25 protein-coding genes are annotated in these 19927 nt (G+C 67.5%); 19 read left to right on the top strand and 6 right to left on the bottom strand.

Features of this window, described 5'->3' with window-relative positions; translation table 11 throughout:
* Nucleotides 1–56: 56 nt before the first annotated feature.
* Nucleotides 57–1004: a phosphotransferase gene (locus tag ACYR7D_RS23190; protein ID WP_459546638.1), complete on the bottom strand. Its 948-nt coding sequence runs from the start codon at nucleotides 1002–1004 to the stop codon at nucleotides 57–59.
* A 157-nt stretch (nucleotides 1005–1161) separates the two neighbouring features.
* A complete protein-coding gene (locus tag ACYR7D_RS23185; protein ID WP_459550257.1) occupies nucleotides 1162–2490 on the bottom strand; it encodes an MFS transporter in 1329 nt (442 codons plus the stop codon).
* 214 nt (nucleotides 2491–2704) lie between these two features.
* Between ACYR7D_RS23185 and ACYR7D_RS23180 the strand changes: the two genes are divergently transcribed.
* The 12 genes from ACYR7D_RS23180 to ACYR7D_RS23125 all read left to right on the top strand — a co-directional run bounded on the left by ACYR7D_RS23180 (nucleotide 2705) and on the right by ACYR7D_RS23125 (nucleotide 10666).
* The gene (locus ACYR7D_RS23180; protein WP_459546637.1) at nucleotides 2705–3094 is read left to right on the top strand and encodes a MarR family winged helix-turn-helix transcriptional regulator; all 390 of its coding nucleotides are present in this window, start codon (nucleotides 2705–2707) and stop codon (nucleotides 3092–3094) included.
* Between the two features lie 991 nt (nucleotides 3095–4085).
* Nucleotides 4086–4730: an endonuclease gene (locus tag ACYR7D_RS23175; protein WP_459546636.1), complete on the top strand. Its 645-nt coding sequence runs from the start codon at nucleotides 4086–4088 to the stop codon at nucleotides 4728–4730.
* A gap of 641 nt (nucleotides 4731–5371) precedes the next feature.
* Complete coding sequence (locus ACYR7D_RS23170; protein ID WP_459546635.1) at nucleotides 5372–5956, top strand: hypothetical protein; 585 nt, start codon at nucleotides 5372–5374, stop codon at nucleotides 5954–5956.
* 5 nt (nucleotides 5957–5961) lie between these two features.
* On the top strand, nucleotides 5962–7197 hold the full coding sequence (locus ACYR7D_RS23165) for an SRPBCC family protein (protein WP_459546634.1): 1236 nt from the start codon (nucleotides 5962–5964) through the stop codon (nucleotides 7195–7197).
* A complete protein-coding gene (gene gvpJ / locus ACYR7D_RS23160; protein ID WP_459546633.1) occupies nucleotides 7194–7586 on the top strand; it encodes a gas vesicle protein GvpJ in 393 nt (130 codons plus the stop codon). Before ACYR7D_RS23165 ends, gvpJ begins: the two co-directional genes overlap by 4 nt.
* Entirely contained in the window at nucleotides 7586–8377 is a 792-nt protein-coding gene (locus ACYR7D_RS23155) for a GvpL/GvpF family gas vesicle protein (RefSeq protein WP_459546632.1), read from the top strand. Before gvpJ ends, ACYR7D_RS23155 begins: the two co-directional genes overlap by 1 nt.
* 4 nt (nucleotides 8378–8381) lie before the next feature.
* Nucleotides 8382–8615: a gas vesicle protein GvpG gene (locus tag ACYR7D_RS23150; RefSeq protein ID WP_459546631.1), complete on the top strand. Its 234-nt coding sequence runs from the start codon at nucleotides 8382–8384 to the stop codon at nucleotides 8613–8615.
* Nucleotides 8616–8718: 103 nt separating this feature from the next.
* A complete protein-coding gene (gene gvpO, locus ACYR7D_RS23145) occupies nucleotides 8719–8979 on the top strand; it encodes a gas vesicle protein GvpO (RefSeq protein ID WP_459550256.1) in 261 nt (86 codons plus the stop codon).
* Nucleotides 8976–9368, top strand: a complete 393-nt coding sequence (locus tag ACYR7D_RS23140) for a gas vesicle protein (RefSeq protein WP_459546630.1) — start codon at nucleotides 8976–8978, stop codon at nucleotides 9366–9368. Before gvpO ends, ACYR7D_RS23140 begins: the two co-directional genes overlap by 4 nt.
* A complete protein-coding gene (locus tag ACYR7D_RS23135) occupies nucleotides 9361–10152 on the top strand; it encodes a GvpL/GvpF family gas vesicle protein (RefSeq protein WP_459546629.1) in 792 nt (263 codons plus the stop codon). Before ACYR7D_RS23140 ends, ACYR7D_RS23135 begins: the two co-directional genes overlap by 8 nt.
* Nucleotides 10149–10364, top strand: a complete 216-nt coding sequence (locus ACYR7D_RS23130; RefSeq protein ID WP_459546628.1) for a gas vesicle protein — start codon at nucleotides 10149–10151, stop codon at nucleotides 10362–10364. Before ACYR7D_RS23135 ends, ACYR7D_RS23130 begins: the two co-directional genes overlap by 4 nt.
* Nucleotides 10361–10666: a gas vesicle protein K gene (locus ACYR7D_RS23125; RefSeq protein ID WP_459546627.1), complete on the top strand. Its 306-nt coding sequence runs from the start codon at nucleotides 10361–10363 to the stop codon at nucleotides 10664–10666. Before ACYR7D_RS23130 ends, ACYR7D_RS23125 begins: the two co-directional genes overlap by 4 nt.
* Before the next feature lie 80 nt (nucleotides 10667–10746).
* Here the strand turns inward: ACYR7D_RS23125 and ACYR7D_RS23120 are convergent, their stop codons facing one another.
* Nucleotides 10747–12984 (bottom strand): ATP-binding cassette domain-containing protein, encoded by a 2238-nt coding sequence (locus ACYR7D_RS23120; protein ID WP_459546626.1) that lies wholly within the window; start codon nucleotides 12982–12984, stop codon nucleotides 10747–10749.
* Nucleotides 12985–13047: 63 nt separating this feature from the next.
* Here ACYR7D_RS23120 and ACYR7D_RS23115 point away from each other — a divergent pair, with 63 nt between their 5' ends.
* Nucleotides 13048–14058, top strand: a complete 1011-nt coding sequence (locus ACYR7D_RS23115) for a helix-turn-helix transcriptional regulator (protein ID WP_459546625.1) — start codon at nucleotides 13048–13050, stop codon at nucleotides 14056–14058.
* Here ACYR7D_RS23115 and ACYR7D_RS23110 read toward each other — a convergent pair.
* A complete protein-coding gene (locus tag ACYR7D_RS23110) occupies nucleotides 14048–14548 on the bottom strand; it encodes a YflT domain-containing protein (protein ID WP_459546624.1) in 501 nt (166 codons plus the stop codon). The genes ACYR7D_RS23115 and ACYR7D_RS23110 overlap by 11 nt on opposite strands.
* A 181-nt stretch (nucleotides 14549–14729) precedes the next feature.
* Between ACYR7D_RS23110 and ACYR7D_RS23105 the strand changes: the two genes are divergently transcribed.
* Genes ACYR7D_RS23105 through ACYR7D_RS23095 form a run of 3 tightly spaced genes read left to right on the top strand, consistent with a single transcriptional unit; the run spans nucleotide 14730 to nucleotide 16848 of the window.
* A complete protein-coding gene (locus ACYR7D_RS23105; protein ID WP_459546623.1) occupies nucleotides 14730–15242 on the top strand; it encodes a hypothetical protein in 513 nt (170 codons plus the stop codon).
* Nucleotides 15242–16411 carry a zinc-dependent alcohol dehydrogenase gene (locus ACYR7D_RS23100; RefSeq protein ID WP_459546622.1) on the top strand — a complete coding sequence of 390 codons (1170 nt, stop codon included), beginning with the start codon at nucleotides 15242–15244 and terminating at the stop codon, nucleotides 16409–16411. The genes ACYR7D_RS23105 and ACYR7D_RS23100 overlap by 1 nt, the downstream gene beginning before the upstream one ends.
* Nucleotides 16408–16848: a hypothetical protein gene (locus ACYR7D_RS23095; protein ID WP_459546621.1), complete on the top strand. Its 441-nt coding sequence runs from the start codon at nucleotides 16408–16410 to the stop codon at nucleotides 16846–16848. Before ACYR7D_RS23100 ends, ACYR7D_RS23095 begins: the two co-directional genes overlap by 4 nt.
* Before the next feature lie 68 nt (nucleotides 16849–16916).
* On the opposite strand, the gene ACYR7D_RS23090 is transcribed toward ACYR7D_RS23095, so the two are convergent.
* Nucleotides 16917–17555, bottom strand: a complete 639-nt coding sequence (locus tag ACYR7D_RS23090) for a hypothetical protein (protein ID WP_459546620.1) — start codon at nucleotides 17553–17555, stop codon at nucleotides 16917–16919.
* 17 nt (nucleotides 17556–17572) lie between these two features.
* Between ACYR7D_RS23090 and ACYR7D_RS23085 the strand changes: the two genes are divergently transcribed.
* Nucleotides 17573–17806 (top strand): hypothetical protein, encoded by a 234-nt coding sequence (locus ACYR7D_RS23085; RefSeq protein WP_459546619.1) that lies wholly within the window; start codon nucleotides 17573–17575, stop codon nucleotides 17804–17806.
* Between the two features lie 23 nt (nucleotides 17807–17829).
* Here the strand turns inward: ACYR7D_RS23085 and ACYR7D_RS23080 are convergent, their stop codons facing one another.
* Nucleotides 17830–19182, bottom strand: coding sequence for an APC family permease (locus ACYR7D_RS23080; RefSeq protein ID WP_459546618.1), 1353 nt, complete (start codon nucleotides 19180–19182; stop codon nucleotides 17830–17832).
* Nucleotides 19183–19433: 251 nt separating this feature from the next.
* On the opposite strand from ACYR7D_RS23080, the gene ACYR7D_RS23075 reads away from it, so the two are divergent.
* Both ACYR7D_RS23075 and ACYR7D_RS23070 read left to right on the top strand, forming a co-directional pair.
* The gene (locus ACYR7D_RS23075; RefSeq protein WP_459546617.1) at nucleotides 19434–19664 is read left to right on the top strand and encodes a hypothetical protein; all 231 of its coding nucleotides are present in this window, start codon (nucleotides 19434–19436) and stop codon (nucleotides 19662–19664) included.
* Nucleotides 19665–19669: 5 nt separating this feature from the next.
* Complete coding sequence (locus tag ACYR7D_RS23070; RefSeq protein ID WP_459546616.1) at nucleotides 19670–19903, top strand: hypothetical protein; 234 nt, start codon at nucleotides 19670–19672, stop codon at nucleotides 19901–19903.
* The last annotated feature ends 24 nt before the right edge of the window (nucleotides 19904–19927 follow it).

The raw sequence follows: 19927 nt of genomic DNA, 5'->3' as shown, positions 1-19927 counted from the left end.
GGAAACTGCCGCGCAGTGCTTCCCGATTCTCGGCGCGGGGGACGTACCCGCCGGCGTCAGCCCATCGGGTCGCCCGCGAAGGGGAGAGTCCGCCAGTGGTCGAGAGCCGGTCGCAGATACTCCACCAATACGGGCAACTGCGGTACCAGCGCGAGGGAGGCGATGGCCCGCAGCATGCCGACTGCGTTCACGAAGCCCATGCCGTCCTCGCGCAGCGGCCGCATACCGTGACGTCGCGCGCCGCGGTTGTAAGCGGTTTCGTGCGCGGTGCCGAGCCCGGCCAGATCCCATTCGACGGGACCCAGCGTGACCAGCTCGAAATCGGAGTAGCGATCCCCGTCCACCCCGCAGAAGATGTTCGCGGGCGGGGAGTCGCCGTGGACGGGCTGGAGATCGACGCCCGGAAAAGCTTCCTCGAACGCCGCGCGGGAGCGTACGAGAGGTTCCAGGGCCCGCCATTCGCGGGTCGCGCGGTCCAGGTCCGCCGCCTCGATGAGGTCGGGGCGATGCGCCAGCAGAGCAAGGCTTTCGGTGACGGATCGCGGTTCGGCCGCGGACAGGAACGACAGCGGACCCGGATACGCGCGCATCGCGGCGTGCAGATCGGCGACGAATTCGGCGTTCGCCACGTAATCGGGTTCTTTTTCCCGGTCTTCCGCCACGAACTGCCAGAACGTCAGCGAAAAGCCTTCGCGCCGCACGGGTTCGCGCGGTACGAGGGGACTGGGCGAGAGCACGGGAATCCCCCGGTCCGCGAGCCACCGTGTCACCTCCAGTTCCGCCTGCTGGCGGTGTGCCAGCGAAACGAGGTCCGTGCCGGGCGGTAGGACAGTGGGGATCCGGGCCACGACCGGGCCCGGCGCAAGGTGCACGACAACGGAGAACAGATCGTGGAGCACTGCGGCGTCGGATACGGTGAGCCCGAGATCGCGGGCCGCCCCGACGGCCGCGTCGACCGCGGCGGTGGTGCGGGCGAGGTGTTGCGGTGGCCGGATATCGGTCATGGCTCGATTGTTCCTCGCCGGGCTCGTCGTCGCCTGCGGAGAGAAGGTCACCGCGGTCACCTCGATGGCCGCGACCCGCGCCGGACCTGCATCCGCGACGGCGCCGAGGTGGGGCCGCCGGATCGGCGGCCCCACCCTCGGATGTCGTCGGCGCGACCTATGCCGCTGCGGTGGCGGCCTGTTTCCGGGCCGAGACCGCCGTAACCGAAATCGCCAGGCCGGCCACCGCGACCGCGGTGACCAGGTACAGCCCCGGACGGTAGCCGGCGATACCGCCGGTGGCGCTACCACTGATCAGTCCGGTGGCGATCGCGAGGACGACCGCACCGCCGATCTGGAACGAGGTCTGCACCAGGCCCGAGGCCAGCCCCTGCTCGTGGTCGGCGATACCTTCGGTGGCCTGCACCATCACCGCGGAGAAACCGAGTGCGAACCCGAGACCCAGCAGGAGGAAAGCGGGCAGATAGTCTACGGTGTAGACGGGATCGGGGCTACCGCCGCGCACCAGGAACCACAGATAGCCCGCCACGAACGAGGCGAGAGCGGCCAGGATCATCGGGGTGGTGCCGAACCGGTCGATGAACCGGCCCGCGATCGGCGACAGGACGGCCACGATGATGCCCGTCGGCGCCATGGCGAGCGCCATCTGCAGCGGTTCCCACTGCAGCGTGTTCTGCAGGTACAGCGAGACGATCGTCTGGAAACTGAGGTAGGAGCCGAAGATGGTCAGCGCGGCCAGATTGGCCCGCACGATCGACTTCACCCGGAAAATGCTCAGCCGGACCAGAGGGTGGCCCACCCGGTTCTCCACCACGAAGAACGTACCCAGCAGCACGACCGCCAGTACACCGGTCGCGGCGACCGTGGCGGTGAAACCGGTTTCCGGCGCGGTGACGATCGTGTACACCGCCGAGAGCATGCCGCCGGTCAGGAGCGCGGCGCCGGTGATATCGACGCGCCCTTCCTCCTTCTCGATATCGCGCGGCACCACGAAGTACGCGGTGAGCGCCACCGCGGCGACGACCACCACCGGCATGTAGAAGCTCAGCCGCCAGTCGATACCGGTGAGCAGGCCCGACACGATCAGTCCGGAGGCGTATCCGGTGGCACCGAAGATGGTGAAAATGGACAGCGCCCGGTTGCGATCCGGACCCTCCTTGAAGGTCGTGGTGATGATCGACAGCGCCGCGGGTGCGGTGAATGCGGCGGCCACACCCTTGATGATGCGAGTGGCGATCAGCAGTCCGCCGGAATCGACGAGTCCGCCGACGAGAGAGGCGATACCGAAGACGACCAGGGCGGTCAGGAACACCTGTCTGCGGCCGAGCAGGTCGGCGGCTCGACCGCCGAGGAGCAACAGGCCACCGTAGCCGAGGATGTAGCCGTTGACGATCCACTGCAGTGTGGAGGTGTCGAGGCCCAGTTCGTGCCCGATCGAGGGAAGTGCCACGCCGACCATGGAGACGTCGAGGGCGTCGAGGAACATCGCCAGGCCGGCGACGAACAGGATGGCCCACAGCCTGGGGCTCCAGCGGCCGGCCGTGGGTTTGAGTGGAGTGGAAGCGGTGGGCTTCTCGGGGGCGGTTGCTGTTCCGATCACGAACGGTAACTTAAATGCGCGCGCATTGAATGTCAACGCATGTAATGTCAGGGCATGTAATGCTGGCACATTAAATGCTTTGACATGCTAGCCTCGGGGCATGTACCACGACTCCGACGACGACGTCTGCGCGAAGTGGTCCGAAACCCTCCGCCTCTACCACGGCATCTCCTGTGAGCTGGAAAGCGCTCTCCAGGCTCGGCACCGGCTCGGGCTCAGTGAGTTCGAACTACTGCAGGCGCTCGGGGGCCGCTGTGGCCGAGAGGAGGTGGAGAAGGTGAAGATGAAGGACATCGAGGCCGAGATGTACCTGAGCCAGAGTGCGTTGTCGCGCACCGTGACCCGGCTCGAGAAGGCCGGGCTGGTGGAGCGCGCCGCCTGTGACTTCGACCGCCGGGCCAACTTCCTGAAACTTACTCCAGCGGGCCGGGAGCGGCTCGGTGATGCGCGCCCGACCCATGTGGAAGTTCTGCGCAAGCACCTCGCCTGAGAGCGCCGGGCCTGCAGGGGGCGGATGACGAGGACGATCCGCGCGCTCGTCGTCGAAGGCTGCCGTCCGGCGTGGTCGAGCTCTTCGGCCCCCTGGGGGTGGAACGTGTCCGTGGCGTGCGGGTGCCGCCCCCTGGGTATCGGCGCTTCTCGGTCCGATCGGTATATTGTGCAATTCGTCACGAAATATATGACGAAAAGGTTGGATGCTGACATTCGTGTAATTTCCGAATTGCGAGGAATTGCTCGACTTCGGTGGTGTATTCACCCTGGGTTCACCTGTGTGTAAGATAACTTTAAGATAACACATGGATTACGTTAATATAACGCAATTACCAATGGTGGCGACGTCGTAAGGCGTGTAGTAAATGGATGAACACCGATCGGAGCGGAAAATGGGTTCAATCGATCTGAGCAGCCTGGGCGACATCTTCAGTGCCTTCGGCGACATCTTCAGCGGCTTCGGTACGCTGTCGAGCTTCTCTGCCGAATAGTATGTAGGCAGTGCGGCTCCGCTGCACCTACGGCCCGCCGGATCGTATCCGGCGGGCCGTTTTTTCGGGAGCTCCTGGCCGGTGCCGTAGCGATGATCGGCCGGTGACCACTGCTTTCGCCTCTCCGAGAGCGGCTCTGGGGATCATGATCGTATCGAATATCCTTCCGAGTATTCGATCTCGGAACAATTTTCTTCGCCGAATTAGTTGCGACGCAATGTGATCGATATTCATTCGGATGCGTCACCTTCCGGTTGTATAAGTTAAGGGCGGGACCCTGGTTTGTTCGCGAATCGTAATTTGTTCCGAGTGTGATGTTCTCGATGATGGAACAGCGAAATGGCTGGGGCCTCAGCGGATCATGGTTCGGGGCACGGGCCCGCAGGGGCGAACCTTCGCTGTGCGCGTATCGGGTGTTACCGACGATAAGTGAACAAAGCGGAGTCGTGGGTGTGAACCGGACGGTGCCGGGTACGCGTGGCGCAGGAAGGAGGCCTGATGAGTCAGCGAGATGTGGTGCACGCATTACTCGACCGGGCAGGCGCCACCTACGCCGCCGAAGCGACTATCGAGCTCGATGACAGGCCGGCCCCGCTGTTCCAGCTGTTGATGCTGACCGAACTGCTCAGCGCCCGGATTTCGCCCGATATCGCGATCGCCGCCACGGCGGAATTGGTACGCAGCGGTTACCGCAGCGCCCAGCAGGTCGCGGCTGCGGAGCAACGGGAACTGGCCGATGCGCTGGGGCGCGGGCACTACCGCCGCTACGACAAGAGCACCGCCGCCCAGCTCGGCGCGACCGCCGCCGCCGCGCTCGACAAATACCACGGCGACCTGCGCGAACTCGCGGAGGAATGCGGTTACGACGCCGGTCACGCCGGTGAACTGATCCAGCAGTTCGCGGGTATCGGCCCGGCCGGCAGGGATATCTTCCTGCGTGAGGTCCAGCAGGTCTGGCCCTGGGTGCGTCCCTACTTCGACGAGCGCGCGCTCCGCGGGGCGGAGCGTATCGGCCTGCCCACCGTCGCGGACGACCTCGCCCGCCTGACGCCTCGTGCGGATACCGCCGAGTTCGCCGCGGCGCTGGTGCGGGTCGGCCTCGACGGCCGGCTGGCCGGCGAAGTCAGCGCTGCGGTGCGCTGACGCCGCGCCGGGGTCCGGCCCGGGCGCGATACTCGCCGGGCCGCATATACAGCCGGGTCCTGTCCGGACGCGACCCCCGTCGGGTCGCATACCGCCGAGCCCGGCCCGGCCCCCGATGCGCTGTGCCCGACCGGCCGCGCGTGGCGGGCGAGACACCGACGACGATGCCGGTGGAACAGGCGGCCGCGGGTGCCGGTATCGATTTCGTGACCTGTCGTGTCACATCGGGGACGCCCCCGGCATGGCGGTCGGTGCGGGCCCGTGGCGCCGGCGCCGCCGGAGGCCGAGCCCGGATACTTCCGCAGTCGCCGCCCCCCTGTCGTCGTTTCCCGAAATCCGGTGAGCCGTTCATCGTTGGCCATTGCCTCGCCACCGTCGGCGAGCGTCACGCTGCCGGTGTGCCGCCCCGCCGCTCCGGGCCGGTGCGGCCGACGTCGCGCACCGTGCGGCTCGGGGGTCGCTACCGAACCTTGACCCCGGCCTCCGGGGCTCGTTCTCCGCAGTTCACGCCTATCGACCCGCCGGATAACCAGGAATACGCTGAAGCTTGACCGAGGTAATCCGGCGCACCCCGCGTCCGAGGGTGTCGATTCGCCGATCGGGTCCGGAGCGGATGTGGTCCAGGCGAGCAAGGAGTGAGCATGAAAGGCGGATCAAGAATCGCGCTAGGGGTGGGCATCGGGTATCTGCTGGGCCGCACGCGCAAGATGCGCTGGGCCATGGCGATGGCGGGTGCGGCGATGTCCAAACGCTCTACGGGAGTCACCACCGAACTGCTGAAGCGGGGAGCTTCCCAGCTCGATTCGGCGGAGCTCGGCAAGATCACCGAAACCGTTCGCGGCGAATTGCTCGGTGCCGTCCGGTCCGCCGCCGTCACCGCGGCGAGCAACCGCATCGACGCGCTGAACGACCGATTGCAGCATCCGCCGGGAAGCCGCGCGGACGAGGAGGACACCGAGGATCGGCGCGGCGTACGAGAGACCGAGCCCGAGGAAACCGACGAGGATCTCGACGAATACGCCGCGGACGAAGCGGAGAACGAGCCCGCACGGCCCGCGCCGCGTTCGAGTACCCGCCGGTCGGGGACCACCAAGGGAAGTAAGGCCAGTTCCCGGACCTCGAGCCGGGCCTCCGGCTCCGCGGCCGGTGGTACGGCCGCGACGCGCCGACGTCGCGCTCGTACCGAAACCGATGACGCGGCGCCGGTGCGACGCACGAGGAGATGAAATCGATGGCGGCGAAGGCACTGCGTGACACGGCGGCGGGGATCGGCAAGGCGGCCACCGGCACCGCCGGACGGGCGAAGGAAACCGCCGGCCGCGCCGGGAACGCGGCCAAGGGAAAAGCAGGGGAATCGGCTCCGGGTGATCTGCTGCGGCAATCGGTGCAGAACCTCACCGGGACGCTGGCCGAACGGGCGATCTCCGGTTTGTCCGGCACGGTATCCGGGGCGGCCGACCGACTGAACGACTATGCCGAAGGTAGCGGTGGAAATCTGCTCTCGGCCCTGACCGGGGTCGAGAAGCTCGCCGGCGGTGCCTCCCCGATGCAGGCGGCCATGAGCGCCGGTATGGACAAACTCAAGCGTTCGGCCAAGGACACGTTCGAATCGGCCAAGGAATCGCTCACCGGCGGTAAAGGCAAAGGCGCCGGCGGGAAGAAGATCAAGCTGACCAATATCGTCGAGCATATCGATGTGGGTGTGCCGATCCGCCTCGCCTACGACCAGTGGACCCAGTTCGCCGAATTCCCGAAGTTCATGAAGAAGCTCGAACAGGCCGAGCAGGTTTCGGACGAGAAGCTCAGCTGGACGGGCAAGGTGTTCTGGTCCCGGCGGACCTGGGAGTCCACGATTCTCGAACAGGTACCCTTCGAACGGATCGTCTGGCGTTCCAAGGGGGCCAAGGGTTATATCGACGGTGCGGTGACCTTTCACGAGGTCACTCCGACCCTCACCCGCATTCTCGTGGTGCTCGAATACCACCCGCACGGGTTCTTCGAGAAAACCGCCAATCTGTGGCGCGCGACCGGTCGGCGGTGCCGGCTGGAACTCAAACTCTTCCAGCGGTACGTCATGACCGAGGCCGTTCTGCATCCCGATGATGTCGTGGGCTGGCACGGCGAGATCCGTGACGGCGAAGTCGTCGAGGACGACGAGACCGCGCGTCGGGCCGAGCAGGAGGAAGCCGAGGGCGAAGAGGGCGAGGAAGCACCGGAGGAGGACGAGTACGACGAGACCGGCGACCACGAAGACGACGAGGCGGAAGCCGACGAAGACGAAGAGGCGGAAGCCGACGAAGACGAAGAGGCCGAAGCAGACGAAGAGACCGGAGAGGACGAAGAGCCCGGCGAGGAGGCCGCGGAAGAGGACGCGGCCGCGGAACCCGAACCGGCCCGCCGCCCGAGCACCCGCCGTCGTGCCCCTGTGGCGCGTCGGGCACGGCCGAAGAGAGGAGCACGGGCATGAGCATCCAACCGGCGGGCGGCGGTGGAGGCAGCGCGGTAGCGCGACCGAATTCGGGCAGTCTGGCCGATGTCATCGACACGATCCTGGACAAGGGATTGGTTGTCGACGCCTTCGTGCGGGTCTCCCTGGTCGGGATCGAATTGGTGACCATCGACGCCCGGGTCGTGGTGGCCAGCGTCGATACCTATCTGCGGTTCGCCGAAGCGGTCAATCGGCTCGAGATCTCCAGTAGCGAGCCGAAGGGGCTGACGGATCTGGTCGGCGATGCCACCCACGGTATCGCCGAGAACAAGACGAAGGGCGCGATCGAAGCCGCGGGGCAGAAGGTCCAGGAATTCCTCGGGGATGTGGACCAGAAGCGCCGGGCCACCAGACGGAAGGAGGACTGATGTCCACCGCCTCCTCGGCTCGGGAAGCCGAAAGCGAGCAGCGCACCGCAGTGTACGTCTACGGTATCGTGCCCGCCGATGTCGAGCCCGAGCCGCACGCTCGCGGTGTCGGGGATCCACCGGGCGAGATCGCGGTTGTGCGGTACGGCGAGATCGCGGCGCTGGTCGGCGAAGTGTCGCGGGATCGCCCGCTCGGCACGCCCGAGGATCTCACCACCCACGCGCGGCTGCTGGACGGGACAGCCGCTGTCGCACCGGTGCTGCCGTTACGGTTCGGCGCGGTCGTGACCGATGAGGAAGCGGTGGAAAAGGAACTGCTCGCCCCCAACCACGACGAGTTCCGCGGTGCGCTGAACGACCTCGAGGGCCGCGCGCAATTCGTGATCCGGGGCCGCTACGACCAGGGCGCGATCCTGCGCGAGATCCTGGACGAGAATACCGACGCGGCCCGGTTGCGCGCGGAGATCCGCGACAAACCCGAGGACGCTACCCGGGACGCGCGGATCGCGCTCGGCGAGATCGTGAATCGGGCGATCGAGGCGAAACGCGCCGCGGATACCCGCGCGGTCGTGGCGGCCCTCGGCGATCTCGATCCGACCGTGCGGGAACGGCAACCCACCCATGAAGAAGAAGCGGCGCATCTGGCCGTCCTCATCGAGCTCTCTCGGCAGGAGGAACTGGGTACGGCGCTGTCCGATCTCGCCGACGAATGGGGCGGCCGGGTCCGGCTGAGCCTGCTCGGCCCGATGGCGCCGTACGACTTCGTCACCGCCCGCGGACCCGAGGAGTGAAGCGGTGGGCCTGCTGTGGTCGATCGTCTCGTTGCCCTGGGCGCCGGTCCGGGGGGTGATCTGGGTGAGCGAGGTCATTCAGGAACAAGTCGAGCAGCAGCTGCGCAACCCGGCATCGGTCAGGCGGGAACTCGAGCAGATCGAGGCGGACGCCGCGGCAGGCCGTATCACCGAGGAAGAACGGGACCGGGCCCAGCAGGAGGTGCTGGATCGGATGATCCGCCCGCCCGGGATGTAGCGGCGGCCGTCGTAGAGGAGTGATCAGCGTGAGTCGCAGAACGAGCACCGAAGACGCCCCCGAGGTCGAACCCGAATCGGGTGGGACACCTCCCCGCACCGCCGTGGAGGTCGCGACGGCGGCGGTCGAGCATCTGGTGGAACTGACCTCGAAAGCGGTGGAGGGGGTCACCTCGATGGAGCCCCTCGAGGACGGATGGCTGGTGGAGATCGAGGTGCTCGAGGACCGCCGTATTCCCTCCTCGGCGGATATGCTCGCGCTCTACGAAGTGGAGCTCGACGCCGACGGGAATCTGCTGGCCTACCGCAGAACCAGGCGCTATGCCCGCGGGAGCACCGATATCGGCGGAGGAAACCGGCGATGACGGTCGTGGGTGGCGGCTCGTACGCACCGGAACCCTACGGTGGCGGGCACCAGTCGACCAATCTGGCCGATATCCTCGAACGAGTCCTCGACAAGGGCCTGGTGATCGCCGGGGATATCCAGGTGAACCTGCTCGATATCGAACTGCTGACCATCAAACTGCGGCTGGTCGTCGCGTCCTTGGAGACGGCCAAAGCGGTGGGTATCGACTGGTGGGAGAGCGACCCCTGGCTCAACAGCAGAGCCCGGGGTGTCGAGGGCAAGGAACGCGACCTCGAACTCGAGAACCGCGAATTGCGGAATCGGATCGCCGAATTGGAGGCAGCGAGCGAGCGCCGCACCGCACTCGAGGGACGCCGCGCACCGAAGGAGGCGCGTGGTCGTGACTGAGGACAGGGGGACCTGGTTGTATGCCGTGACCGCCGCCACGGTCGCCGCGCCGGAGTTCGACGAGATCACCGGAGTGGCAGGGGAGCCGGTGCGTCTCATCGTCTCGGGGCCGCTGGCGGCGGTCGCGGGTTCGGTACCGCTCGAGGTCTTCGGTGAGCAACCGTTGCGGGCGCATCTCGAAGATCTGGACTGGCTGGCCGCGACGGCCCGGGCGCACGACGCTGTCGTATCGGCCGCGGTGCGCCGCGGCCCCACCGTCCCGATGCGCCTGGCCACCGTCTTCCTCGACGACGACCGGGTGCGCGAACTGCTCGACGAACGGCGAGCGGATTTCGACGCCGCTCTGGTCCTGGTGCGCGGTCGCACCGAATGGGGCGTGAAGGCCTACGGCGACCGCGCCGCCCTCATGGCGGCGGTGGCCGAAGCCGGGGCCGGTGACAGCAGCGCGCGGGGCGCGGGCGCGGCGTATCTGGCGCGGCGCCGGGCACAACTGTCCGCGCAGGAGACAGTGGAACGCGACGCGGCGCAGCGTGCCGAGACGATCCACGCGCGCCTGGTCCGCCGGGCTGCGGCCGGCCGCCGGCAGGCGACCACGGACCCCGCGCTGAGCGGTCGCACCGACTGGATGGTGCTCAACGGCACCTATCTGGTGGACGACGACCGGGCCGGTGATTTCGCCGCGGCCGTGGACGCGCTCGGGCACGAGTTCCCGGGTATCCGGCTCGAATTGACCGGCCCGTGGCCCCCCTACTCCTTCGCGGGCGTGGAACGCGAGCCGGCGTGAGCTCCGCCGACGGCGAACGCCGTATCGCACTCGTCGATCTGCTGGACCGGGTCCTGGCCGGCGGGGTGGTCGTTTCCGGGGATATCAAGCTGGCCATCGCTGATGTCGATCTGGTCCAGATCTCCTTGCGCGCGCTGATCTCCTCGATCAGCACGCTTTCGGCGTCCACCCGCGATTCCGGGTCCGACGGCGTACCGGAGCTGCCCCGATGACCGATTTCGGCGGTATCCCACCGCGGATCGACACCGATCCCGAATCGGTGGAACGCGGGCTGGTCACCCTCGTACTCACCCTGGTGGAGCTGCTCCGGCAGCTGATGGAACGCCAGGCGCTGCGCCGGGTGGACGAAGGCGATCTCAGCGAGGAACAGATCGAGCGCATCGGAACCACGTTGATGTTGCTCGAACAGCGTATGGAGGAACTACGTGACCACTTCGGCCTGACGCCCGAGGACCTCAATATCGACCTCGGCCCGCTCGGGCCGCTCCTCCCGGAGCACCCGGCAGGCCCCTGATACGAGGTTCCGGGAACCGGAGCGGCTCCGCTGCCGCAACGGTCCGCGATGTGGCTCGGGGATATACCCGAAGACAGAGTTCAGGGGAGGGCGAGGGCCCGCGAGGTGGGGGTGTCCCGATCGGTGTAGTCGGCCACCGGCCCTTCGAAAAGCACCGTTCCACCGTGCCTGCCGGGCCCGGGTCCGAGATCGATCAACCAGTCCGCGTGGCGGATCACTTCCAGGTTGTGCTCGATGACGACGACGGTGTGGCCGCGGTCCACCAGCGAGTCGAGCACCCGCAGCAGCGTATCGATATCGGCCGGATGCAAACCCGTGGTCGGCTCGTCGAGGAGATACACGGCGGGCCGCTGCGCCTCTCGCAGCTCCTTGGCGATCCCGAGCCGCTGGCATTCGCCCCCGGACAGCCTGCTCAACGGTTCGCCGAGCCGCAGATACCCCAGCCCGACCTCCACAAGGCGCTCCAGAGCCCGCGTGATCGCCGGCTCGGCCAGCCGCTCGACCGCCTCGGCGACGGTGAAATCGTCGATATCGGCGATACTGGCCCCGTCCACGGTGTAGGCGAGCACCTCGGGTGTGAACCGTCGCCCCCGGCAGCTGTCGCACACCACCTCCTGTCCGTCCAGGAACGCCAGATCGGTGTACACGACACCGAGCCCGCCGCATTCGGGGCAGCCACCCTCGGAGTTGGCGCTGAACAGCGCCGCGGGCACCCCGTGCTGCCGGGCGAAGAGCTTGCGGATCGCGGGAGCGATACCCGTGTAGGTGAGGGGAGTGGAGCGCCGATTGACGCTCACCGGTTTCTGGTCGACGACTATCGCTTCGTGCCGGGCGGCGAATTCGGCCGCCAGGCTCGATTTACCGGATCCCGCCACCCCGGTGAGCACGGTCAGGACCCCCGTGGGGAAGTTCACCGTGATGCCGCGCAAATTGTTGCGCCGCGCATTCCGCACGGGAAGTTCGCCGGTGGCGGTGCGCGGTTTCCGGTGCGCCGGGTGCTGCCGGGCCAGCGCGCGGGCTGTCGGCGTATCGGCCGCGCGCAGTTCGGCGAAAGTGCCCTGGAAAACCAGCCGCCCACCGTCCGCGCCGGCTCCGGGGCCGAGTTCCACGATCTGATCGGCACAGGCCATCACGGCCGGATCGTGCTCGACGACCAGGACGCTGTTACCGCTGTCGCGTAAACGGGCGAGCAGGCGGGTCATCGACACCACATCGGTGGGGTGCAGGCCGACGGTGGGTTCGTCGACCACGTATGTCATCTCGATCAAGCTGGACCCCAGATGTTTCACCGTTTTGACGCGCTGGGACTCACCACCGGAGAGGGTGGTGGTGGCGCGGCCGAGAGTGAGGTAGCCGAGTCCGATGGTGATCATGGCGTCCAGCCGGGCGCGCAATGCCTCGACTACCGGCGCGACCCGGGGACTCTCGATGGTCGCGATGAGGCCGGCGAGTTCGGAGACCTCCATCCGGGACATTTCCCCGATGGTCCGGCCGAGCACGGTGACCGAGCGGGATTCTTTGTTCAGCCGGTCGCCCTCGCATTCGGGACAGCACGCGGAACGAGTGAACCGGCGGATCGTCTCCTGTTTGCGGTCGGAGAGGTTGTCGGAGGTACGGAGATAGATCCGCTCGAACCGTTCGACGATGCCCTCGTAATCCTTGGGTGCGCGCCGCCCGAGCCGTGCCGCCGCCGCGCCTCCGTACAGCAGCGCCGAGCGTTCGGTCTCGCTCCACTCCCGTAGCGGGGTCTCGGGATCGAAGACGCCGATATCCGCGTATCGGGCGTACCAGTAACCGCCGTTGCCGAACCCGGGCAGCAGGATCGCCCCGTCGGCGAGGGATCTGTCGAGGTCGAGGAACCGTTCGGTCGCGCTCACCACCACCTCACCCAGGCCCGAACAGGTAGGGCACATACCCGCCGGTTCGTTGAAGGAGAAGTGGTTCGACTCGCCGATCCAGGGCTCGCCGATCCGGGAGTACAGCAGACGCAGATAGGTCCAGGTATCGGTGATGGTGCCGACCGTCGACCGGGCGTTGCCGCCGAGGCGCCGCTGATCGATCACCACCACCGGTGACATCCCGGCGATATGGTCTACCTCCGGTCGAGCCCATTTCGGTAGCCGGTTGCGCACGAACGGCGGATAGATCTCGTTGAGCTGATAGCCGGCTTCCGCCGCCACGGTATCGAACACCAGCGACGATTTACCGGAGCCGGACCGGCCCACGAAAACGATCAGCCGGTGACGGGGGATATCGAGATCCAGCTCGGCCAGATTGTGCGTCCGCGCGCCGCGGATGGTGATGCTGCTGGTGTCCATGACCCCGACGCTAGGAGGAGATGCGGTCGCTTTCCGACCGCGATTCGCGGAAGAATACGGTGTGTGGCGGATGTGACCGAACGAATGCTGTCGCTGTTGTCCACGTTGCAGACCGGCCGCGCCTATTCCGGCGACGAGCTGGCCCGCCGGCTCGGTATCAGCCCGCGCACCCTGCGCCGGGACGTGGAACGCTTACGCGGTTACGGCTACCCCGTGCAGACCCGGCCCGGTCCCGGCGGCTACTACCAGCTGCGGGCCGGCCGCACGCTGCCGCCGTTGCTCCTCGATGACGACGAGGCGATCGCCACCCTGCTCGGCCTGGCGGCTCTCGGGGCCACCGGCCCCGCCACCGAAGGTGGTCTCGACGATGCCGCGACCCGCGCCTACGGCAAAATCGACCAGTTCCTGCCCGCCCGGCTCCGGCCCCGGGCCGCGGCGATTCGCGCCAGCCTGGAAACGGGTTACCAGCGTGCGCCGGGTGTGCCGCCCGAACGTCTCGCGACCCTGGGCGCGGCCATCGCGCACCGGGAGGTCGTCACCTTCACCTATCGCGGCGGCCACGGTGATTCGAAGACGCGCCGCGTTCACCCCTATCGGCAGGTCCATCAACATCTGCGCTGGTATCTGCTGGCCTGGGATACCGGGCGCGCCGACTGGCGGGTGTTCCGGCTGGACCGGATGACCGAGCTGCTGCGTACCGGCGCGCATTACCCGCCGCGTTCGCTACCCGCCGATTCGGCACTGGACTACCTGCGGCGCGGTCTCACGGTCGGCAAGCAGCGCGTCGAACTGCGTATCGCGCTACCGCCGGAGCGGGTAGCGGACGCGCTGATCCATCAGCACGCCGATATCGCCGCCGACGACGATCAGCACACCACTGTCACCGTATGGCTCGACGCCTGGCCGTGGATCCTGAGTGCGCTCGCCTTCCTCGACAGCGAATTCACCGTGACGGCGGCCCCCGCCGATTTCTTCACCGGATACGAGACCTTCGCCGGGCGTCTGCGCGCGGCGGTCACCGATCGGCCGGCCGCCGCCGCGGGCCGCCCCGCGACCTGCGAGGTCAGCCCGTGACGTAACGCGCCGCCTCGGCGGCGTGTTCGGCCGTGACATAGATGTCGTAGCGTTGCGCCTGCAGCTTCTGCACGCTGGAGAAGTCCCGCGTGCCCCGAGTGGACCAGTGCGCGGCGAAACCGAAGATCGCGCCCCAGAGGGCACCGATGAGCACGGTCGAGACGAGCACCCAGATCCACGCGACGGGACCGCTGGTGAACAACCCGAACAGCAACCCGATCAGCAGACCCAGCCAGGCGCCGCTGGCCGCGCCGGCCAGCGCCGCCCGGGCCTTCGTCAACCGGCCGGTGACCTGCTCCACCGTTCGCAATCCGTCACCGATGATGCGGACGTGCTCGACCGGGAATCCGGCGTCGGACATGCGATCCACGAGCTGCTGCGCTTGCGGATAGTTGTCGAAGGAGGCGATACGGGTGCCACCGTCGGCGGCGGCCGATGCCCGGCCGGGCACTGCGGGCTGCGACGGATAAGATGCCTCGAAATTCGTCATCTGTCCTCCACTGTTCGATGGTCGGCGGCGAATACGTGCACGTGCTACCCCATTGCCATCCCGATATGCGCAGCGCCCGCAACGGCCGGTTTGTCCCGCTACCCAGCGGGTAGGCCGGTCACGTTCTCGGAGCCGGAACAAGCCCTACCTGTGAGGGAACCGTCTTTCGAAGGGAATGCCCGTGGACTATCTCGAGAAGGCGAAACAGCTCACCGCCCTGGCCGGTAAGGCGGTGGGTTCGGCGCACCACGGTAGCGCCCAGACAGTGACAGTGCGCCGTCCGCGCGCGGTGGTGGAACAGTTCTGGTATGAGCCGGAGAACCTGTCCCGGGTTTTCCACGGTATCGCCGACGTGCGCTCCACCGGCGCCGATCGTTACGAGTGGGCGGTGGGGCCCGAGGGCGCCGAGGTCGTCCGGTGGGAAACCGTCGTCGTACCGGAGGAGAACGGTATGCGGTTCGTCGACGCGGCCGAGGACGACGCCGTGCGGATCCGGATCGGTTTCGCCGCTGCGCCACACGACCTCGGTACCGAGGTCCGTATCTCGGCCGCGGCGCCGCTGCCGGACAAGCTCACCGATGCGGGGCTCTTCACCGCTCTGTATCGGGCGCGCGCCCTGCTGCAGACAGGAGAAGCGCCCACACTCGAGCACAACCCCAGCGCCCGCAGCCGTGCGACCACCGAGGAGGCGTAATGCGCGCACTCTGCTGGAACGGTGCCAATGATCTCTCGGTGGAAACCGTCCCCGATCCTGTTCTGGTGAACCCGCACGATGTCATCGTGCGCGTGAAGTTGACCACCACCTGCGGGTCGGATCTGCATTTCATCGACGGGTATCTACCCGGGATGCGCGCCGGCGACGTATTCGGCCACGAATTCATGGGTGAGGTCGTCGAAGTGGGTGCCGAGGTGCGGTCCACCCGAGTGGGCGACCGCGTCGTCGTGCCGTCGTTCATCGGCTGCGGCTCGTGCTGGTACTGCGAGAACGACCTGTACTCGGTCTGTGACACCACCAACCCGAATGCCGCGCTGCAGCAGCAGGTCTTCGGGTATCCCACCGGGGGTATCTACGGGTACACCCACCCTTTCGGCGGCTATCAGGGATCGCACGCGCACTACATCCGCGTCCCCTTCGGTGACGTCAACTGCTTCACCGTCCCCGAAGAGATCACCGACGAACAAGCGCTGTTCTGCTCCGACGCGGTACCCACCGGCCTCATGGGCGCGGACTTCTGCGATATCTCCCCCGGCGATACCGTCGCGGTCTGGGGGAGCGGCGGGGTGGGCCTGATGGCGGCGCATTCGGCTCGGTTGCTCGGTGCCGACCGGGTCGTCGTGATCGATCGTTTCCCCGAACGGCTGGCCTTGGCGCAGGAGCGATTCGACGCGGTGACGATCGACTACACGGAAGTGGACAGCGTGCCGGAAGTACTTCGTGAGATCACCGGGGGCCGGGGTCCCGACGGATGTATCGACGCGGTCGGTATGGAAGCTCACGGGACGGGCCTGCAGCAGCTCTACGATCGCGCCAAACAACTGTTGCGGCTGGAAACCGACCGGGCCACGCCGTTGCGGGAGGCCCTGATCGCCTGCCGCAAAGGCGGTGTCGTCTCCGTGCTGGGTATCTACGGGCTCACCGACAAGTTCCCGATGGGCGTGGTCACGAACAAGAGCCTCACGATCCGCACCGCACAGCAGCACGGTCAGCGGTACATGCCGCGGATGTTCGACTACATCCAGCAGGGGGACCTCGACCCTTCGTATCTGATCACCCACGATCTGCCACTGGAGGAAGCGGTGCAGGGGTACGAACTGTTCAAATCCAAAGAGCAGGGCTGTATCCGGGCGGTGTTCCGTCCGTGAGCGATACCGGCGAGGGGCCCGCGCAGCGTCATCGCCGCCCGCCGGGGGCCGACGACGCCACGGTCGAGGCCGTGGGAAAGCTGTCGGAGGCGTGGGAGATGACCGAACGCGCTCGCGGTCATCTGTACACCTTTCACCAGCTGACCGGTGGCGCCGATTTCGCGCTGGAGCAGGCCGCGCAGCTGTTACGGGAGGCGGGCCATCACCGTATCGCCGAGCGGATCACCACCGAGCTGGTCGGCCGCAACGTGCTTCCGGGACGGTGGACCTTCCAGATCGTCGAGGAGTACGACGACGGGTACTACGAAGTGTTCCGCGGTATCGAATGTGACGTCCGGGACGAACTGCTCCAGGGCCGCCGCCACGTCTACGAAGCCGAGATGAAAGAAGCTCGGCGGACCCACGGCCGTGCCGGTCACGAGGCCCGCCCGGGATGACGTTCCGGCGCGGTACCCGCACCGCGCCGGAACCGTCCGGGCCTATCGTGCGAAGGCGGGCGGTCCCACTACACCACGACCGCGATCTCGCCGCCGAGGGTGTGACCACCGGTGAGCCGCAGGCGATCACCGCTCCAGAAGCGGCCCGGGTCGTACCAGTCGGGGCTGCGGTTCTCCGGCAACAGCCCCATCGCCTGATAGGTAGCGGCCACGATCTCCGCGCAGTAGGCGTTCTCCACCCGCCGGGTATCGGGGCGGCGGGGGCGCCGGCGTGGTAGCCGGACCCGGCCGCGGAACCAGCGCGCGGCCAGTGCGGCGGTGGACGGGAACGGAGTACCGTCGAGCCGGGCGACGGTGCGCAGCACACCGTCTTCCATCTCCCGCGTGGCGGGCGGCTCGAGCTGGCGCAGCCAGGCCTGCTGGCCGTAGCGCTCGGCCCACACCACCACCGCGTCACGCAGGTTGTGCAGCTGGGCGCCGCGGTGGGCGGTACCGGACCACATATCCGTCAGCGAACGACCCAGTTCGGCATGCCAGATCAAGGCGGGGAGATCGTCGAGCACCACGGACATACCGACGTGGTTGACCGGGCTGTTCGTCGTCATCCGGATCATCCGGTCGGCCGTGGAATGTCCACGGAAAAGCCAGATGTCACCTGTTCTGGTGATCTCGACCGCCCGGTCGAGATCGATCTCCGCACCCACCATGGACGTAGCCTATGTGTATGAGGTGGTGGAAGGTGCTGGGATTGGCGGGTGCGGCCGGTGTGGTGGCCACCGGCGTGGTGGTGGTGCGGGCCGAGCGCCGCCGTCGCGCCTACACTCCCGACCAGGTGCGAGAACAACTGCAGGCCCGGTTCGCGCAGGTGTCGGCCGTCGAGGAAACCGTCGAGATCCCCGATCCGCCATCTCGTTCCGAGCGGATCCGTGGATGGGCCCGGCGGATCTTCCGGCGTTGACGGCCCGGACCGGTAGCGAGAGGTCAGGCGTTGTCACCGGTGCCTCGAGTGAGAGTTCGTTCGTGACGCGGGCCGGCCGGAGACGCGGTCCCGGACACACCACGCCGGCGAGCGTTGACACCGGCGAGCAGCGCACCCGCACCGAGGAGGATCGCCGCGCGTGACCACACCGCGCCATCGATACGGGTGAACAGGAACAGGCAGGAGGCCAGGCCGAGCCAGGGCACCGCTGTCGGTACCCGGAAGTGGGCGGTGGTCGCGGGCTCCCGGCGCAGGATCAGGGTCGCGGCGTTGACCGCGGTGAACACCACCAGAAGCAACAGCACAAGGGTTTCGGCGAGCGTTGTCACCTCGCTGCTGAGAGCGAGAGCCAGCGATACCGCCGTGGTGACCGCGATAGCGACCCAGGGCGTACGGCGTCGCGGCAGCAGCCGGCCCAGCGCGGCGGGGAGCAGACCGTCACGTGCCATCCCGTAGGCGAGGCGTGCGGCCATGATGCCGGTCAACAGAGCGCCGTTGGCCACGGCCACCAGAGCGATCACGGCGAATACACGTTCCGGCACACCGCCGGCCGCCCGCACCACTTCGAGCAGCGGACCGCTCGATCCCGCCAGTATCTCGGTGGGGACGACAGCGCCCGCGACCAGGCCGATCAGCACGTATACCAGTCCCGCGGTGAGCAGCGCGCCGAACAGCGCGCGTGGGTACGTGCGGTGCGGGTCACGGACCTCCTCCGCGAGGTTCACCGAGGTCTCGAAGCCGACGAACGAGTAGAAGGCGAGGACCGCACCCGCGAGGACGGCCCCGGCCGCACCGTGCTCGGCGGTGCCCAGGTCGGTGAGACGGCCCAGGTCGCCTTCGCCGCGGACGAGTACCCGGGCGCCGAGGCCGACGACCAGCAGCAGACCGCCGAGTTCGATCACGGTGGCGAGTATGTTCGCGCCGAGTGATTCCTTGATGCCCCGCATATCGAGTAGCGCCAGGATAAGCAGGAATGCCACGACCACGACCACGGTCGGCAGGGTCACCAGCGCGGCCAGATAATCGGAGGCGAAACCCCGGGCGAGCGCGCCGACGGACACCACCCCCGCGGCGAGCATGCAGAAGCCGACGAAACTGCCCGCCGCCGGCCCGAGTGCGAGCGTGAGGTAGTGCGCGGATCCGCCCGCGCGCGGAAAACGGGTCGCCAGTTCGGCATACGAGCCGGCGGTGAGGCAGGCGAGTACGAGAGCGGCGAGCAGTGGCGCCCACACCGCGCCACCCGATTCCGCCGCGATTTCGCCGACCAGGACGTACACTCCCGCGCCCAGTACATCGCCGAGGATGAAGAAATAGAGCAGGGGCGTTCGCACGACCCGGTTCATCGTCGCCGCCATATGTGCACATATACCCGGGACCCGCCGCTGCGGCCAGCGGGCCCTGCACCGCGGATTCGTGGTGGCCGGACCGGCGAATGCCCTGCCGGCTCCTCTCGGGAAGTACGGCGGAAGCGGCCGGAACCGGTGCCGCGACCCCGGGCGGTTCGCGTTTGGCCGATTCGTCGCGGGGTAGGGCGAGCGGTGACGGCAAGCGCGCCGTCGCCGGTTTTCACCGGCACCGGCAACAACGCCCAGGAGGTTGGGGACGAATGGCAATCGAACAGGAATCCGGTCAGGTCACCGGCACGAAGGACAAGGACTACAACCTTCTCTGGTTCGCCGAGGCCTCGCTGAGCAATGCCCTGCGTATGGAGGTGTACAGCCAGGACGCCGAACGAGCCGGTGATACCGAGCTCGCCGAGTTCTTCCGCCGTGCGCAGGGGGAGAGCCGTAAGGGTGCCGAGCAGGCCAAGGCTCTGCTCGCTCGCCGGTTGAGCTGATCATCATGGCGATCTGCGATACCTGCGGCAACGACTACGACAAGGCGTTCACCGTCACTCGCGACGGCCGCTCGTGGACATTCGACAGTGTCGAATGTGCCGCGAGCGAATTGGCGCCCGTCTGCGCGCACTGCGGTTGCCGTGTTCTCGGACACGGTGTGGAAGCCGCCGAGCAGATCTTCTGCTGCGCCCATTGCGCGGAGCGGGCCGGTCACCGGTCGCTGGTCGATCGCGTATAGCCGGTTCGTACCGCGTGCACCACC

The sequence above is a fragment of the Nocardia sp. X0981 genome (genome assembly GCF_977089955.1).
Note: the sequence above shows the minus strand (reverse complement) of the source record. Positions and strands in the feature narration are given on the sequence as shown.

Excerpts from the sequence above, each read along its gene's own strand:
- ACYR7D_RS23190 (WP_459546638.1), bottom strand. The coding sequence starts at position 1,004 with ATGACCGATATCCGGCCACCGCAACACCTCGCCCGCACCACCGCCGCG.
- ACYR7D_RS23185 (WP_459550257.1), bottom strand. The coding sequence starts at position 2,490 with ATGTTCCTCGACGCCCTCGACGTCTCCATGGTCGGCGTGGCACTTCCC.
- ACYR7D_RS23180 (WP_459546637.1), top strand. The coding sequence starts at position 2,705 with ATGTACCACGACTCCGACGACGACGTCTGCGCGAAGTGGTCCGAAACC.
- ACYR7D_RS23175 (WP_459546636.1), top strand. The coding sequence starts at position 4,086 with ATGAGTCAGCGAGATGTGGTGCACGCATTACTCGACCGGGCAGGCGCC.
- ACYR7D_RS23170 (WP_459546635.1), top strand. The coding sequence starts at position 5,372 with ATGAAAGGCGGATCAAGAATCGCGCTAGGGGTGGGCATCGGGTATCTG.
- ACYR7D_RS23165 (WP_459546634.1), top strand. The coding sequence starts at position 5,962 with ATGGCGGCGAAGGCACTGCGTGACACGGCGGCGGGGATCGGCAAGGCG.
- gvpJ (WP_459546633.1), top strand. The coding sequence starts at position 7,194 with ATGAGCATCCAACCGGCGGGCGGCGGTGGAGGCAGCGCGGTAGCGCGA.
- ACYR7D_RS23155 (WP_459546632.1), top strand. The coding sequence starts at position 7,586 with ATGTCCACCGCCTCCTCGGCTCGGGAAGCCGAAAGCGAGCAGCGCACC.
- ACYR7D_RS23140 (WP_459546630.1), top strand. The coding sequence starts at position 8,976 with ATGACGGTCGTGGGTGGCGGCTCGTACGCACCGGAACCCTACGGTGGC.
- ACYR7D_RS23125 (WP_459546627.1), top strand. The coding sequence starts at position 10,361 with ATGACCGATTTCGGCGGTATCCCACCGCGGATCGACACCGATCCCGAA.
- ACYR7D_RS23120 (WP_459546626.1), bottom strand. The coding sequence starts at position 12,984 with ATGGACACCAGCAGCATCACCATCCGCGGCGCGCGGACGCACAATCTG.
- ACYR7D_RS23110 (WP_459546624.1), bottom strand. The coding sequence starts at position 14,548 with ATGACGAATTTCGAGGCATCTTATCCGTCGCAGCCCGCAGTGCCCGGC.
- ACYR7D_RS23100 (WP_459546622.1), top strand. The coding sequence starts at position 15,242 with ATGCGCGCACTCTGCTGGAACGGTGCCAATGATCTCTCGGTGGAAACC.
- ACYR7D_RS23090 (WP_459546620.1), bottom strand. The coding sequence starts at position 17,555 with ATGGTGGGTGCGGAGATCGATCTCGACCGGGCGGTCGAGATCACCAGA.
- ACYR7D_RS23085 (WP_459546619.1), top strand. The coding sequence starts at position 17,573 with ATGAGGTGGTGGAAGGTGCTGGGATTGGCGGGTGCGGCCGGTGTGGTG.
- ACYR7D_RS23080 (WP_459546618.1), bottom strand. The coding sequence starts at position 19,182 with ATGGCGGCGACGATGAACCGGGTCGTGCGAACGCCCCTGCTCTATTTC.
- ACYR7D_RS23075 (WP_459546617.1), top strand. The coding sequence starts at position 19,434 with ATGGCAATCGAACAGGAATCCGGTCAGGTCACCGGCACGAAGGACAAG.
- ACYR7D_RS23070 (WP_459546616.1), top strand. The coding sequence starts at position 19,670 with ATGGCGATCTGCGATACCTGCGGCAACGACTACGACAAGGCGTTCACC.